A 15,575-nucleotide genomic window follows, 5' to 3' on the forward strand; every position below is an offset into this window, starting at 1 on the left:
CAATTAAAAAAGAGCAAAATCAAATGCCTTTCTCCCCTTTTCCTCATATAAAAGCACAAAATGAGCGGCAAGCTAGCAAGCTGAAAATGAAATCACAAGCAAGTGCTTATCAACAAATGTTGAAAACTTTAAAAACCCAAGCCATTTTCGGGCGTTCTAATTGTACTAGTGATTGTTTAACTTTATAGTAATTCAAAAAACCAACAGTCTATGTTTAATGCCGAAGATTTGGTTTTCATCGAAGAGAGAGGAAGCGACCTGAGCACCGTCAAAGAACAAGTCAAGAACTTTGAAAAAGGATTTCCATTTATGGAGATAATCCAGGCTGCCACTGTCGGCAAAGGCATCATTCAACTCAACGAAGAACACGCCAATCAATTCATTGATTTTCTAAATCATAAATTAGAGCACGGAATTTCTTTGCTCAAGTTTGTACCTGCATCAGGCGCTGCCAGCCGGATGTTTAAAGACCTTTTCTCAGCGAAATCGAAGCTGGAGTCAGGCGAAACTGAAGCCAAGGTGCTTCAGGAAAAATCTGTCAACTACTTTTTTGACAATCTGAAAAAATTTGCGTTTTACACCGAGTTTGAGAAGTTGGCCAGCCAACCTGTTGAACAACTTTCAGCCTTGGAAGTTCTCGATTTGGTTCTAACCGAAAAAGGGTTGAACTATGGGAGCCTTCCCAAAGGGTTACTGACCTTTCATCAATATTCTGACGACTGCCGAACCGCCTTTGAAGAACACTGCGCAGAAGGTGCTCAATATGCCAAGGACAAGGCAGGGCAAGTAAAAATTCACTTTACCGTTTCTCCGGAGCATCAGGACGCTTTTGAAGCTCATTTAAAAGCGATCCGTTCCAAGTACGAACAAGCATTTGAAGTACAATACGACATTCAATTCAGTCAGCAAAAGCCATCAACCGATACGCTTGCCGTTGATATGAACAACCAACCATTCCGAAACGGAGACAGCAGCTTGCTGTTTCGCCCGGGAGGCCATGGTGCTTTGCTTGAGAACCTGAATGATTTGGATGCCGACCTCATTTTTATCAAAAATATTGATAACGTCGTACCTGACTATTTAAAAGAAGACACGACCAAATATAAAAAAGCATTGGCTGGATTATTACTGAACTACCAAAAACGGATTTTCAGTTACCAGCAAATTCTCGATGAGCGACATTACACCGCACTTGACAGTAAATTTTACGCCGAGGCAAGTAGTTTCCTTGAAAACATCCTCAATGTAAAACCTCCAACGAGTCACTATTATTCTGAAAAAGAAGAATTATACCACTACCTAAAAGAAAAGTTTAACCGTCCTATTCGAGTTTGTGGGATGGTTAAAAACGAGGGCGAACCTGGCGGAGGTCCTTTCTGGGCGAAGAATCGCGATGGTTCAGTTTCCCTTCAAGTAGTGGAAAGTTCACAAATTGACCTTCAAAATAAAGAGCAGCAAAGCATTGTCAGCCAAGCCACCCACTTCAACCCGGTTGACCTGATTTGCGGCATAAAAAACTACCGAGGCGAAAAGTATAATCTTTTAACATACAGAGATCCCCAAACCGGGTTTATTTCCTATAAATCCAAAGACGGGAAGGAACTAAAAGCCCAAGAATTACCGGGCTTATGGAATGGAGCAATGGCTGATTGGAACACGCTTTTTGTGGAAGTTCCAATTACGACTTTCAATCCGGTAAAAACAGTAAACGACTTATTACGAAAAGAGCATCAGCCGGATTAAGTAATTCTAAAAAGTATTATTAAATTTGCATTTGCAATTTTTGGGATTCTATGGAAGAAGATTCAAGGGATTTTTACGACAGTGAGGAAATTGGAGAAGCCGTCAGGCGCTTCAAGCAGATGGTGAAAGACAAGCGAACAAGCTATTTTGATGTTTTTGAAATAGAAGGAATTGTTGACTACTTTCTGGATGAAGGAAAAATAAGCATGGCCAACATAGCTGTTGACAATGGCTTAGAGCTTCATCCGTCTTCCATTGCACTTCAAATTAAAAAAGCCCAATTACTTTTAGTCGATGGCAAAGTTGAAGAAGCTCTGGATATTATTCGAGTTATTGAACAAATTGAAGACAGCAATGCCGACATCTACCTGATCAAAGGCTCGGCCTTAATTATGCTTGGAATGGTTGATGAAGCAATTGAAGCCTATGAACAGTCAATTTTCCACAACTACGACGAAGAGGACGAATTGCTTTACAATATTGGCATCACGCTTGGTCAGGCTGGAGAAACCAAGAAAGCTGTTAGCTTTTTGGAGCGAGCTCACCAGATTAACCCTAAAAATGAGCAAGTCCTGTACGAATTAGCCTACTATTGTGATAAAGATGGTTTGGACGACAAAAGCATCAACTATTACAACAAGTACCTGGATATTGACCCGTTCAACGCTTCTGTTTGGTACAACCTGGGAATTACCTTCAACCGCATCGGCAAACATGAAAAAGCCATTGAAGCTTACGATTTTTCGATAGCCCTCAATGAAGACTTCGTGCAAGCTTTGTTCAATAAAGCCAACGCTCTATCGAACAACAATCAGCATGAGGAAGCCATTAAATGCTACCAGGAATACCTTGAAAAAGACCAAGAAAATGATGATGCGTATTGCTACATGGGAGAGTGTTACTTAAACCTGGAGCAGTACAATGAAGCGCTGGTTTATTACCGAAAAGCAATTCGTCTGAATAAAAATAACTCCAATGCCTGGTATGGTTCGGGGCTTATTATGTGGATTGAAAACCAGCTTTCAGAAAGCCAAATCCTCATTAAAAAAGCAATTAAGCTAGATGATGAAAACCCGGATTTCTGGTTAATGTATGGAAAAATTAACCATGAACTTAACCAGTACGATCAGGCGGAGTCGGCTTTTGACATGACCACAACACTTGACCCGGATAACCGGGAAGGATGGATTGCTTATGCAGAAATGCAATACGAACGAGGCATGCTTCAAAAATCTATTGACATTCTGAAAAAAGCTCAAAAAATCATTGCAGGTGATTCAGATATCAATTACCGTTTAACGGCATATCTTCTTGAAAACAATGAAGAACACTCGGCAACTGATTACTTAAAAATTGCATTAAAAGCCGACTTCAATGGCTACCGGGATCTGTTTGACTACTATCCTAAAGCCCAACAAAATGAATCCATCAAACAACTCATAAAAGAATACCAATCAACCAAATATTAATAATGAATTTCAACTTACCGTTTATTCCTGAACGACCTGAAAGACCGCGCTCATCAGGCTTGACTATGGTTATGGACAAAGGTTTAAGCCTCAGACAAGCAGAAGATTTATGCGAAGTTGCCTCAGAATATACTGACTTTGTAAAACTGGGTTTTGGAACCGGGCTATTAACACCCAATGTAAAAGATAAAATTAAGTGCTACCAAGAAGCGGGAATTAAACCCTACTTTGGTGGAACCTTATTTGAAGCTTTTATTGCCCGTAACCAATTTGATGACTACCGCAGATTCATTGAGAATTCAGGAGTTGAAACAGCCGAAATTTCAGATGGCGTCTTACCCATCGACCACGATAAAAAATGCCAATACATCCGGGAATTATCCAAAGACTTCCAAATATTCTCTGAAGTTGGAACAAAACTTAAAGGCAAAGAAATTAGCAATGCCGAATGGGTTTCGTGGATGAAAACAGAACTGGAAGCCGGTGCCTGGAAAGTAATTGCCGAAGCCCGCGAAAGCGGCAACATGGGCATCTACAACGAAGATGGCTCGGCCAACAGCACCCTGATTATGGATATCAAAAAAGAGATCAATACCGCTGAAATTTTATGGGAAGCCCCCTTAAAAAGCCAGCAAGTTTGGTTCATTAAGTTATTAGGGCCAAACGTTAATCTCGGAAATATCTCCAATACCGAAGTAATTCCGTTGGAAACACTTCGACGTGGTTTGCGTGGCGACACGCTTCTGAGCTTTTTGCCCTAAGAAAAAAACATTTTTATCAGCATAAAAACCATCGCTTTTTGCGGTGGTTTTTTTATTTCTACTCCCCTCCTTTTTCGGCCCCTCCAACGCCACATACTCAAAAAAGGATCATTATTAGCTTAATTTCAGAATGATTTCCTGACAGATATCCTTCTTTTTATTAATTCTAAATTAATCGCTAACCTATAAAACATCTAAATAGTTACATATTTTATCGCTGTTTTTTTGATATCTTAAGGCCTTTACTGGAAACCTTTAGGCCCTGTTTTTGTTAAGAAAGGTGAAAATATTTTACCCCCGAATAACAATCGTTTAAAAAACCATAATATGTTTGATTTAGATTTAATAAAAAAAACCTACGGGAATTTTGGCCCTCGTATAGAAAAGGCCAGAAAAGTATTAAAAAGGCCACTCGCTCTTTCTGAAAAAATTCTGTATTCTCACCTTTTCAATCCTGAAAAAGTAGAGGATTTCAAGCGAGGAGTTGATTATGTAGATTTTGCTCCTGATCGCGTTGCCATGCAGGATGCAACAGCCCAAATGGCCTTATTGCAGTTTATGAATTCAGGGAAGGAAAAAACTGCTGTTCCGTCCACGGTCCATTGCGACCACTTAATTCAAGCAAGTGTTGGTGGACGTACCGACTTAAAATTTGCCCTCGAAACGAATAAAGAAGTTTTCAATTTTCTGGAATCAGTTTCAAACAAATATGGCATTGGTTTTTGGAAACCAGGAGCTGGAATCATCCACCAGGTTGTTCTTGAGAATTACGCCTTTCCAGGTGGAATGATGATCGGAACAGACTCGCATACCGTAAATGCAGGAGGATTAGGCATGGTCGCGATTGGTGTTGGTGGCGCCGATGCCGTTGACGTTATGGCCGGAATGCCTTGGGAACTGAAATTCCCGAAATTGATTGGTGTTAAACTAACTGGAAAACTTAGTGGTTGGACAGCTCCTAAAGACATTATTCTGAAAGTTGCCGGCCTACTTACCGTAAAAGGAGGAACTGGGTACATTATCGAATATTTTGGAGAAGGTGCCAAATCACTTTCTGCCACCGGAAAAGGAACAATCTGCAACATGGGTGCCGAAGTTGGCGCAACCACTTCTACTTTTGGTTACGACGAATCCATGGAACGCTACCTGCGCGCTACCGGAAGAGCCGAAGTGGCTGACCTGGCCAACAACATTCAGGAGCACCTGACTGCTGACGAAGAAGTCTATGCAAACCCTGAAAAGTATTTCGACCAACTTATCGAAATCAACTTAGATGAACTGGAACCACACCTGAATGGCCCATTCACTCCAGACCTGGCAACTCCTATCTCAAAGGTAGCTGAAGCAGCCAAAGAAAACGGCTGGCCAACTAAAATTGAAGTTGGGCTGATTGGTTCTTGCACCAACTCATCTTACGAAGATATTTCACGAGCAGCCTCATTGGCGCAACAAGCAGTGGACAAAAAGCTCAAGACAAAAGCCAAGTTCACCATTACTCCTGGGTCTGAGCAAGTCCGCTACACCATTGAGCGCGATGGATTCATCTCAATTTTTGACAAAATTGGAGCCAGCGTTTTTGCCAATGCCTGCGGCCCATGTATTGGTCAGTGGAACCGTGCAGGAGCTGAAAAAGAAGAAAAGAATACCATCGTCCACTCGTTCAACCGTAACTTCTCAAAACGAGCAGATGGCAACCCAAATACACACGCATTTGTTGCATCTCCAGAGCTGGTAACAGCACTGGCCATCGCTGGCGACCTGACTTTCAACCCACTGACTGACAAGTTAATCAATGAAGCTGGAGAGGAAGTTAGCCTGGAACCACCAACAGGAGAAGAATTGCCAAGCAAAGGTTTCGCCGTAGAAGATGCCGGTTACCAAGCGCCAGCTCAAGACGGAGCATCGGTCCAAGTTGTTGTTGCTCCAGACTCAAACCGGTTGCAGCTTTTATCAGCTTTTGAGCCATGGGATGGCAAAAACTTAACAGGAGCCCGCTTGCTGATTAAAGCGCAAGGAAAATGTACCACTGACCACATTTCAATGGCCGGACCTTGGTTACGTTTTAGAGGCCATCTGGACAACATCTCCAACAACATGCTGATTGGTGCCGTCAATGCCTTCAACGGCAAAACAAACGACGTTAAGAGCCAACTGACAGGGGAATATGATGAAGTTCCGAAAGTACAACGGGCTTATAAAGCTGCCAATGTTCCAACGGTAGTTGTTGGTGACCACAACTACGGAGAAGGCTCCTCACGCGAGCACGCCGCTATGGAACCTCGACATCTTGGAGTGAAAGCAGTCATCGTTAAGTCTTTTGCCCGGATTCATGAGACCAACCTGAAAAAGCAAGGAATGCTGGCTTTAACTTTTGACAATGAAGCTGATTACGATAAAATCCAAGAGGATGATACTTTCAATTTTGTAGATCTTGAAGCATTTGCTCCAGATAAATCCTTGACGTTGGAAGTCGGTCATGCAGACGGATCAAAAGAAACAATTCAGCTAAATCATTCATACAATGATCAGCAAATTGCCTGGTTCAAAGCCGGCTCAGCATTGAATTTAATCAAACAACAAAATAACTAATACAAATTTAGGCACCCGAAAATGGAAAAAATCAAAGTAGCAAATCCAGTCGTAGAGCTGGACGGAGATGAAATGACCCGGGTTATTTGGTCATTTATTAAAGAAAAACTGATTTTCCCTTACCTTGACCTCGATATCAAGTATTATGATCTTGGTATGGAAAAGCGAGACGAAACAGATGATCAGATCACAGTAGATGCAGCTCATGCCATCCAAAAATATGGCGTTGGCATCAAATGTGCGACTATCACCCCCGATGAAGCTCGTGTTACCGAATTCGACTTAAAAAAGATGTGGAGATCGCCCAACGGAACCATTCGGAATATTCTAGGAGGAACCGTATTCCGTGAGCCTATCATCATTAATAACATTCCCCGCTTGGTACCCGGATGGAAAAAACCCATCTGTATTGGCCGTCATGCCTTTGGTGATCAATACCGGGCAACCGATTTCCTAACCAAAGGAAAGGGAAAGCTGACGATCACCTTTACACCTGAAGATGGCGGAGAAGTACAATCATACGATGTTTATGATTTTGAAGGAGATGGGCTTGCCATGGCCATGTACAACACGGACGAATCCATTATTGGTTTTGCAAGAGCCTGTATGAATCAAGCCTTGGATAAAGGCTGGCCGTTATACATGTCAACCAAAAACACAATCTTAAAAAAATATGATGGCCGTTTCAAAGATCTTTTTGAGAAGGTTTACAACGAAGAATTCAAAGAGAAATTTGAAGCTGCTGGAATTACCTACGAACACCGATTGATTGATGATATGGTAGCTGCAGCCATGAAATGGGAAGGTGGATTTGTTTGGGCTTGTAAAAATTACGACGGTGATGTTCAATCTGACACGGTTGCTCAAGGTTTTGGCTCACTGGGCTTGATGACTTCAACCCTGGTTACTCCTGATGGAAAAACCATGGAAGCTGAAGCTGCCCACGGAACGGTTACACGCCACTTCCGTCAGCACCAAAACGGAAAACCAACCTCAACCAATCCCATTGCCTCCATTTTTGCATGGACCAGAGGATTGGCATTCCGGGGAAAACTCGATGACAATCAAGCACTGATTGACTTTGCTCATACCTTGGAGCACATATGCATCGAAACCGTTGAGAGTGGAAAAATGACGAAAGATTTAGCTTTAATCATTCACGGAAAAGAGCTAAAGGAAGAGCACTATCTGACTACAGAAGAATTTCTGAGTGCGATTGATAATAACTTGAAAAATCGTTTAACAATGAACTAAATATGGGAGAGAAGATAACACTAGAGAATGATATTCTTAAGGTTCCCGATCAGCCCATCATCCCTTTTATCGAAGGCGATGGGATTGGGAAAGACATCACAACTGCCTCCCAAAAAGTTTTAGATGCAGCTGTTGCCAAAGCATATGGCTCAAAACGTAAGTTAGAATGGAAAGAGGTTCTGGCCGGAGGAAAAGCTTTTAACAGTACTGGCGAGTACCTTCCGGAAAAAACGCTCGAAGCCTTTCGAGAGTACCTGGTTGGAATTAAAGGACCGCTGGAAACTCCCGTTGGAGGAGGAATTCGCTCCTTGAATGTTGCCTTGCGACAAACGCTTGATTTATATGTCTGTTTGCGCCCCGTGCGCTGGTTCAAAGGCGTTCCCTCTCCCATTCGTTACCCATCAATGGTTGACATGCACATTTTCCGTGAAAATACGGAAGATATTTACGCAGGTATTGAGTTTCAATCTGGAGAAGAAAAAACAGAAAAATTCCTTGACTTTTTGGTCAATGAAATGGGTATTACCACTCAAATTCGTTTTCCTGAAAACTCTTCATTTGGCGTAAAACCAATTTCCAAAGATGGTTCAGAGCGACTAATCCGCGCAGCCATTCAATATGCCATTGACCGAAGACTTCCTTCTGTGACCTTGGTACACAAAGGCAACATCATGAAATTTACAGAAGGAGCCTTTAAAAATTGGGGATATGATTTAGCTGAAACAGAATTTGCCAATCAGGTTTTTACCTGGCGTCAGTATCAGCAAATCGAATCAGAAAAAGGTCAGCTAGATGCCCAAAAAGCATTGGAACAAGCCAAGAAGGAGGACAAAGTCATTGTCAAAGATGTCATTACCGATGCATTCTTACAGGATAGCTTATTGCATCCTTATGATCATTCGGTTATTGCAACCATGAATTTGAATGGTGACTATGTATCAGATCAATTGGCCGCTATGGTTGGAGGAATTGGAATTTCTCCAGGTGCGAATATTAACTATCAAAGTGGATTCGCCATTTTTGAAGCAACTCATGGAACAGCTCCCAACATTGCAGGCACAGGAAAAGCCAATCCCAGTTCTCTAATCCTCTCTGGTGTTATGATGTTGGAATACCTGGGCTGGCATGAAGCAGCCGAGCACGTGTTTGATGCGATGGAGCATACATTTGCTAAGCGCAGGGTGACCTCAGATTTGCATGCCATGATGGAGAGCTCTACGCTCCTATCAACTACTGAGTTTGCTGATGAAATAATTAGAAATATTCACTAACTTATAAGAAAAATCAAAACTTAAATACGATCAAAAGATGGAGTACATTAAGAACAAGTTTTACCAAAAAGCAAGCAAATGCATTAACGAGTACCAGAAGCTCAAGAATGAGCATGGTGATAAAGTAATTGCGAACGTAACAATTGGGCAAGTGATGACCGGAATGAAGGGAGTCCCCAGTTTGATTACGGATACCTCTAAGTTGGACCCAAACACAGGAATTCGCTTTCGTGGCTACACCATTCCTGAGTTGCGCGAAAAGCTCCCCCGCCTTAACCCGGAGGGAGAACCCCTTCCTGAAGGCCTGTTTTATCTGATGCTTATTGGCGAAATTCCTGACCGCGACGACGTCCTGAATATCAGCAAAGACTGGGCTACAAGAGCTTACGTCCCTCAACATGTCTTTGATGTCATCGATTCACTTCCATTGACATCGCGTCCAATGACTCAATTCAGTGCTGCAATTCTGAGTATGGCCACCGACTCTATCTTTCAAAAGGCCTACCGCGCTGGCGTTCATAAAAAACACTACTGGGATACCACCTACGAAGATGTTATGAACTTGATTGCACGCCTTCCACGCATTGCAGCTTATATTTACCGCCGGAATTTCCATAACAACCATCATATTGAACCAGACCCAAGACTTGACTGGGCTGGAAACTTAGCACACATGATGGGGCACGATACTGAAGAAGTAAAACGCTTGTTGCGTCTTTACATGGTTGTCCATGCCGACCACGAAGGGGGAAATGTTTCAGCACATACCACTCACCTGGTGGGTTCTGCATTAAGCAACCCTTATTATGCTTACGCTGCAGGTATGCTCGGATTAGCTGGTCCTTTGCATGGTTATGCCAACCAAGAGGTTATTAACTGGATTTTTGATATGATTCAGGAGCTGGATAATGATAATCCTAGCGAAGAAGACATCGTTGCCTACACCAAGAAAACCTTGAGTGAAGGACGTGTCATTCCTGGATACGGGCATGCGGTTCTGCGTCAAACGGATCCACGATTTACAGCTCAGCAAGAATTTGCCAAGAAATACATCAAGGATGACAAACTGATTAATATTGTTAATACCCTTCACCGCGTAGTTCCTCCAATCTTAGAAGCAACCGGCAAAGTGAAGAATCCTTGGCCAAATGTTGACGCTTACTCCGGATCATTATTGTACTACTATGGAGTCAAAGAGCACTCATTCTACACCGTTCTTTTTGGTGTTTCACGTGCCCTTGGCGTATTGGCCAGCTTGGTTATGGATCGTTTGTACGGACTACCAATCGAGCGTCCATCATCATTCCCATTGAAATGGTACCACGAAAAAGCAGGAGAAAAAGAAGGACCTTGTTAATCACAATCAAATAGTTACAATAAAAAAAATGCTCTCTTTTCGAGGGCATTTTTCATTTCCATCCGCCTCGTTTTGTCAATATCTAATAAAACGACCTTCCTAAAACTGTTAATAACTACACTGATTTTCAATAAATAAACCTCTAGAAAGTAGACCTAATAAGGCATCCAAAGCTTACTAACATTTGTTGATATCTCCCGTGAATTCAAAGTGAATTTAAAACCCTAAAAACTATTGACTTATATGCCTTTGATATGCTAATTTTGATTGTATCAGGTGAGCGATAAAAGACTGCTCCAAAGATGTGGAAGAGACAAAAGTACTTAGTTGAACCAGCGTCGAATCAATCAAACCTCCGGGTTTGCACATCAAAAAGAGCCGAAGTTTAAGCAACCAAAGACAAGTTCTTTAAAAGCTTAATTAAAACGAAAAACGACCTGCCCTGGCAGGTTACCAAGTCGTTTTATGATTGATGGCTGTTTTCAACCGGAAGAGATTCCACCTGAAAACAAGAGATGAAAGAAGCGCAAGCTAAACTGCATCGACATTTGAAGCAAGGAAGATCGTAAGACCCTAATTGCTCAAAAGCGATCAAAAACTTCGTCCGGGAAAACATCCTTAACGGTTTGTTGAACGGACAGCTAGAAGGGAACGTGGTAACACACAGAACCAGACAGCCAAGGGCTGAATCGTCAGATTTCCGAATCAGACATCAGCCAGTCAAAATAACAGTAACCTGACACGAAAAACAACTCCGGTTGTTCAGTAGTGAATGGGAGCTATTCATTCCGAGTGGTTCCCATTATTGTTTTGTATCATTCGTTGGCTAAAGTTTCTTAATGCCAAAGAAAAACAAGTAAAAGCCATCTCAAGCTTGCTTCATAGGTTTTTATTCTCGATTTCAGCACCTTACCTCCCGGAAGCCTTAATCATTACGTAAAGTTTCGATCAGTTTACCGCGAAAAACCATTCGATTGGCAAGAAAAACCCAAAGCCAGGCACTAAGCAAAACCAAGCCAACAATGACCATTGCCCAAATAATCAAACCTGTATACAAGGAAGATTTCAAGGCCGGCAAAGCGGACAATACGGCTGGAATTAAACCTAAAAGCAAAGCAATGCCAACAAGTTGCATGTTCCCTTTTAAAACCATTCTACGCACTTGCTGCTTCCGGTAACCAAGGGCAAGTAACAAGGCATATTCAGTCCGGCTCTCATAGATTCGGCGGAAAATAACAATGCCCAAGCCAAGCGTTCCAATGAGTAGGCCCAATGCGCCAAGCATCAGAAAAATATTCAGATAGGTATTCTCGATTTGATAAAAAAGGAGCAGCTGATCTTTAGCCAAGCTCAAATCAATTCCATAGTTTCTAAATGCCTTTTGCAAAGGCTCGCGCTCAACTTCAGGCGCATCAATCAAAAAGACCTGTGAGCCGCTCACAGATGGAAAATTTGAATAAAAATATTGATCAGCAATTAGCAGGTTACCCTGAAAGACCGAGTTCGCTAATCCGCCCACCAGCTTTAAAACAAGTTGCTCTCCGGTTTCGCTTTGATACACCAAGGTATCGCCAATGGCTTTTCCCAGTCCCCATTGAATCACAGTTTGATCAGCCACGGCCGGAATCTGGCCATTCGCCAAAATCTTGTTTAAGCTTTCCCAAGGATGTTCCTCCGAAACCTCATCGGTTTTAGTAACAAAAGAAAAAGCACCTCTATCATCTAACTTCATGGGATCCACTCCTAAAATCTGGGGGCGTTTAACACGATTCAAATTTAAACAGCTGGCATCATCACCAACCGCTGCCTGCAATTGTAAAAAAGAAGCTGCTGATTCTTCCAATCCCAATTCAAATCGGCCTTCTTTGGAGTTTAAATCAACTAAAACCGGGAAGCTGGTTTCTGCAAAAAATGTGTATCCGCCGGTTCCTGAAGAAGCTTTGTCAGCATTCCGACTTAGATCCTTACGATTAAGGCCTGTGGAAAGCACTAAAAACACTCCCACTGTCAAAAAACCAATAATCAACATGTTGCGTTTCCGGTCACCCAGAACCAATTTTTTGGCATAGGCTGAAAAAGCAAAGTTCTCCTGGCTTTTATTGCCCTGCTTGCGAAAGTAAAAATCAACCAGAAGAATCAAGCCAGGCATTAAACCAAACCCACTCATGAAGAATACTTCAGCATTAAGCTCTTCTCCAACTCCCTGACTCAGCATCAGAGCCAAAGAACCGACAACCAGCGAAAGTCCCAACCAGAGCGACAGCTTTCCTGATCGTTGTTTTCTTCTTGCCCCTTGCTGCATAAGCACAACGGTTTCACGTGCATACTTTTTCAGGATCAACCAACCACTCAACAGGCTAATAAAAATCACAGCCCCCACAGCTTGAATGATTGCAGCTGGTGTAATGTAAATATCCAGAATTGAAGTTCGAACAATATCCCGCCAGATTGTATTGATGGCTTCCATGATCAAATTGTTGTAAGCCAGACCAAGCGGAATTCCAAGCAAAGTGCCAAAGGCAACAATCAAAACCAGCTCAACAAAAAACAACTTTTGAATTCGGACAGCAGAAAAACCAAGCGCATGCAACGTGCCAATTTCCAGGCGTCGAAATCCCAAATACAATTGAAACATCAGGTAGGCCAAAAGCAAAGCGGCAATCAGCACAAAAAAGCTTAAGCCAATAAACAAACCTCCAAAATCGACTCCTTGTCCTGCTGCCTGCAAACCATCTTCCCTGGCATTCTTAAGTTCAAAGCCAACGCTTTCCGGACTCAATGTATTTAGTAAAACTTGCTCAAAACCTTTGCGATTAGCTCCATCCACGCGAATAGCTGTAGCCTCACCAAAACGATTTTGCCACAGTTTTTTTGCCGTTTCATAGCTAACAAAAGCTTTTGGGGTTCCCTTATAGTCATTCCAGTAAACCTCATCTTTTGGCCGAATAGAGGCCAAGTCAACCGGTACACCTGTTTCCCAATCGCTACAATGCCCGGCATCCGACAAACCAGCAATATCCGGCATAAGATTTACATCGCCATAAATGCCCGCCATCGGAACAACTTCAGCAACCTGCAAATCAATCTCTTGTTCGATCAACTGACGTAAAGGCCCCACTTCAAAATAACGTAGCGTAATGGTATCGCCAAGTTGAGCTTGCAAATCCTCCGAAAGCCATTCGTTTAAAATAAGCCCATCCGTAGGAATTGCTTTCATTGACTTGGGCAGTCCTGCAACAAACGAATAAGGTGTAAGCTTTTGTCTGCACTCAAATTCATTAACGAAATAAGAGAACACAGGATAACTTCCCGACTCCTCTTTTAACAGTGAAGATGCAATGGCAGGATCAATAAATACCCGATCCGAAATCAGTTCAGTATATCCCAACTCCTGATTTTCGCGAACAATCAAATTCAGGTCCTCAACGGTCCAACTGGCTGTAAGCCGATCCGCTAATTGCCCTCGGGTTATTTCCTCTCCCCCAACCAATAGCACATTAGCTCGATGCTCTAGTTGCATTTGACGACACAAAAAATCATTGCCTATAAAAATATTTTTCGGAACAGATTGAATCGCTTGTAGGTTAAGGTTTCCTGTTGCTTCACGTCCTGCAATTCCCTTTAGCTTCACCCGAAAGGCGACCGAAGATTCATCGGCCGAAACAAAAGGCGTATTCGCTGGAAAGGCACTTAGCTTGTTAACACGCAGCAAAAACTCATCACCAATTTTCACTCCCAGCATTCCTGCTAACTGTTCATTAACAACCACCTCATTACCAGTCAGTGAAAATAAGCTATCCGTTTTCGCAAAGCGGTTAAAATCATCATTAACTCCCCAAACCTGCAATTGCCCGACCCGAGCATCACCACCGTTCAGAACAGCCATTCCATTGGCAAATAATAATGAAGCCGTTTTCATTTCCGGATTCGCAATTGCCTGGGCTAATTCCTCTCGGAATAAACGTTCTCCTCCCGACACAACCCAAGTTGTTTTTCCCAGACGCTGTAAGGTGATTTGCTTCAAACTGTAGGATACCGAATCGCCAATAACAAATGCCCCAACCAGAATGGCTGTGCTTAATGCCACTCCCAATACAATGGTCAAATTCAATTTCCAATAATGAAGCAATGACTTTATGGCGTAACTCAATCCTTTCATTCGTTTAAAATTAGAACCAAGACATTAGAATCAAGACACGAGACAAAATAAGCTATTTAATCCTTAGCCTGCGTGTCAATTTTCCTTGCCTTGGAGTTTCATTCATTTGTGCTTAGTATGAAGTTTCAGGTTGTTTAAGAAAGTTTGAGATTGTTTGAAAGCGTTTGAAGTTGTTTCAATTTCCCATTCTCCAATCGGTAAATCTTATCCATTTTCGATGCCAGCTCCATTGAATGGGTCACAACAATCAAACAAGTCTGTTCCTCTTGATTCAACTGAAGAAGTAAATCGGCCAACTGATTTGAAGACGCCTGATCAAGGGCTCCCGTTGGCTCATCGGCAAGGACTATTTTAGGCTGATTGATTAAAGCCCGAGCCACTGCTGTTCGCTGACATTCGCCTCCGGATAGTTGCCCCGGCTTTTGCTTTAGCAGGTGATCAATACCCAATTTTCGGGTCAGTTCCAATGCTCGTCCGCGGGTTGAAGAATCAACTTCCGCCTGCTGAGCAAGCACAGGCAGCAAAATATTTTCAAACAGGTTTAGCTGTGGCAACAAATGATGCATTTGAAATACAAAGCCGATGGATTGATTCCGAAAATGAGCCAGTTGCCGGTCATCTTTGCTAAAAACCGAATCTCCATCCAACAACACGTCTCCATGGTCCGGACGATCAAGTGCTCCCAACATATTCAATAGGGTCGTTTTTCCTGAACCGGAAGGTCCAACAATGGCAATTCGTTCTCCTGCTTCCACCTTTAGATTTAATTCATCCAGAATAGTCCTCCGGCTGTCTGCTCCGGAACTAAAGCTTTTGGTTAGTGATTTTACTTCAAGCATTCTTTTTTTGTTTTTTATTTTATCCCAAGCACCTTTTCAATAGATCATTAGATTTTCTGATATCGACTCTCAGACATTGATTCTACATTAATGTAGAGCATTTCACGAAGACTCCTCAGACCTTCAAAACACG

The 15,575-nt window shown here is 42.4% G+C and carries 9 protein-coding genes; 7 read left to right on the forward strand and 2 right to left on the reverse strand.

The genetic code is table 11. The annotated features are described in order from the left end of the window. Positions 1-210: 210 nt before the first annotated feature. The 7 genes from BM156_RS19200 to BM156_RS19230 all read left to right on the forward strand — a co-directional run bounded on the left by BM156_RS19200 (position 211) and on the right by BM156_RS19230 (position 10,444). Positions 211-1,743, forward strand: coding sequence for a DUF4301 family protein (locus BM156_RS19200; protein WP_093921531.1), 1,533 nt, complete (start codon positions 211-213; stop codon positions 1,741-1,743). Between the two features lie 50 nt (positions 1,744-1,793). Continuing rightward, on the forward strand, positions 1,794-3,212 hold the full coding sequence (locus BM156_RS19205) for a tetratricopeptide repeat protein (RefSeq protein WP_093921532.1): 1,419 nt from the start codon (positions 1,794-1,796) through the stop codon (positions 3,210-3,212). Between the two features lie 2 nt (positions 3,213-3,214). Next, positions 3,215-3,973: a phosphosulfolactate synthase gene (locus BM156_RS19210; RefSeq protein WP_093921533.1), complete on the forward strand. Its 759-nt coding sequence runs from the start codon at positions 3,215-3,217 to the stop codon at positions 3,971-3,973. A 327-nt stretch (positions 3,974-4,300) separates the two neighbouring features. Beyond that, positions 4,301-6,562, forward strand: a complete 2,262-nt coding sequence (locus BM156_RS19215; RefSeq protein ID WP_093921534.1) for an aconitate hydratase — start codon at positions 4,301-4,303, stop codon at positions 6,560-6,562. Positions 6,563-6,583: 21 nt separating this feature from the next. Next, positions 6,584-7,816 (forward strand): isocitrate dehydrogenase (NADP(+)), encoded by a 1,233-nt coding sequence (locus BM156_RS19220; protein ID WP_093921535.1) that lies wholly within the window; start codon positions 6,584-6,586, stop codon positions 7,814-7,816. Between the two features lie 2 nt (positions 7,817-7,818). Then, entirely contained in the window at positions 7,819-9,087 is a 1,269-nt protein-coding gene (gene icd, locus BM156_RS19225; protein WP_093921536.1) for an NADP-dependent isocitrate dehydrogenase, read from the forward strand. 37 nt (positions 9,088-9,124) lie between these two features. Continuing rightward, positions 9,125-10,444 carry a citrate (Si)-synthase gene (locus tag BM156_RS19230; RefSeq protein ID WP_093921537.1) on the forward strand — a complete coding sequence of 440 codons (1,320 nt, stop codon included), beginning with the start codon at positions 9,125-9,127 and terminating at the stop codon, positions 10,442-10,444. A 925-nt stretch (positions 10,445-11,369) separates the two neighbouring features. Here BM156_RS19230 and BM156_RS19235 read toward each other — a convergent pair. Further along, positions 11,370-14,603 (reverse strand): ABC transporter permease, encoded by a 3,234-nt coding sequence (locus BM156_RS19235; protein ID WP_093921538.1) that lies wholly within the window; start codon positions 14,601-14,603, stop codon positions 11,370-11,372. Between the two features lie 134 nt (positions 14,604-14,737). Further along, a complete protein-coding gene (locus BM156_RS19240) occupies positions 14,738-15,442 on the reverse strand; it encodes an ABC transporter ATP-binding protein (RefSeq protein ID WP_093921539.1) in 705 nt (234 codons plus the stop codon). Positions 15,443-15,575 lie beyond the last annotated feature (133 nt).

The organism is Sunxiuqinia elliptica, assembly GCF_900113005.1.
In the GTDB taxonomy this organism is placed as follows: domain Bacteria; phylum Bacteroidota; class Bacteroidia; order Bacteroidales; family Prolixibacteraceae; genus Sunxiuqinia; species Sunxiuqinia elliptica.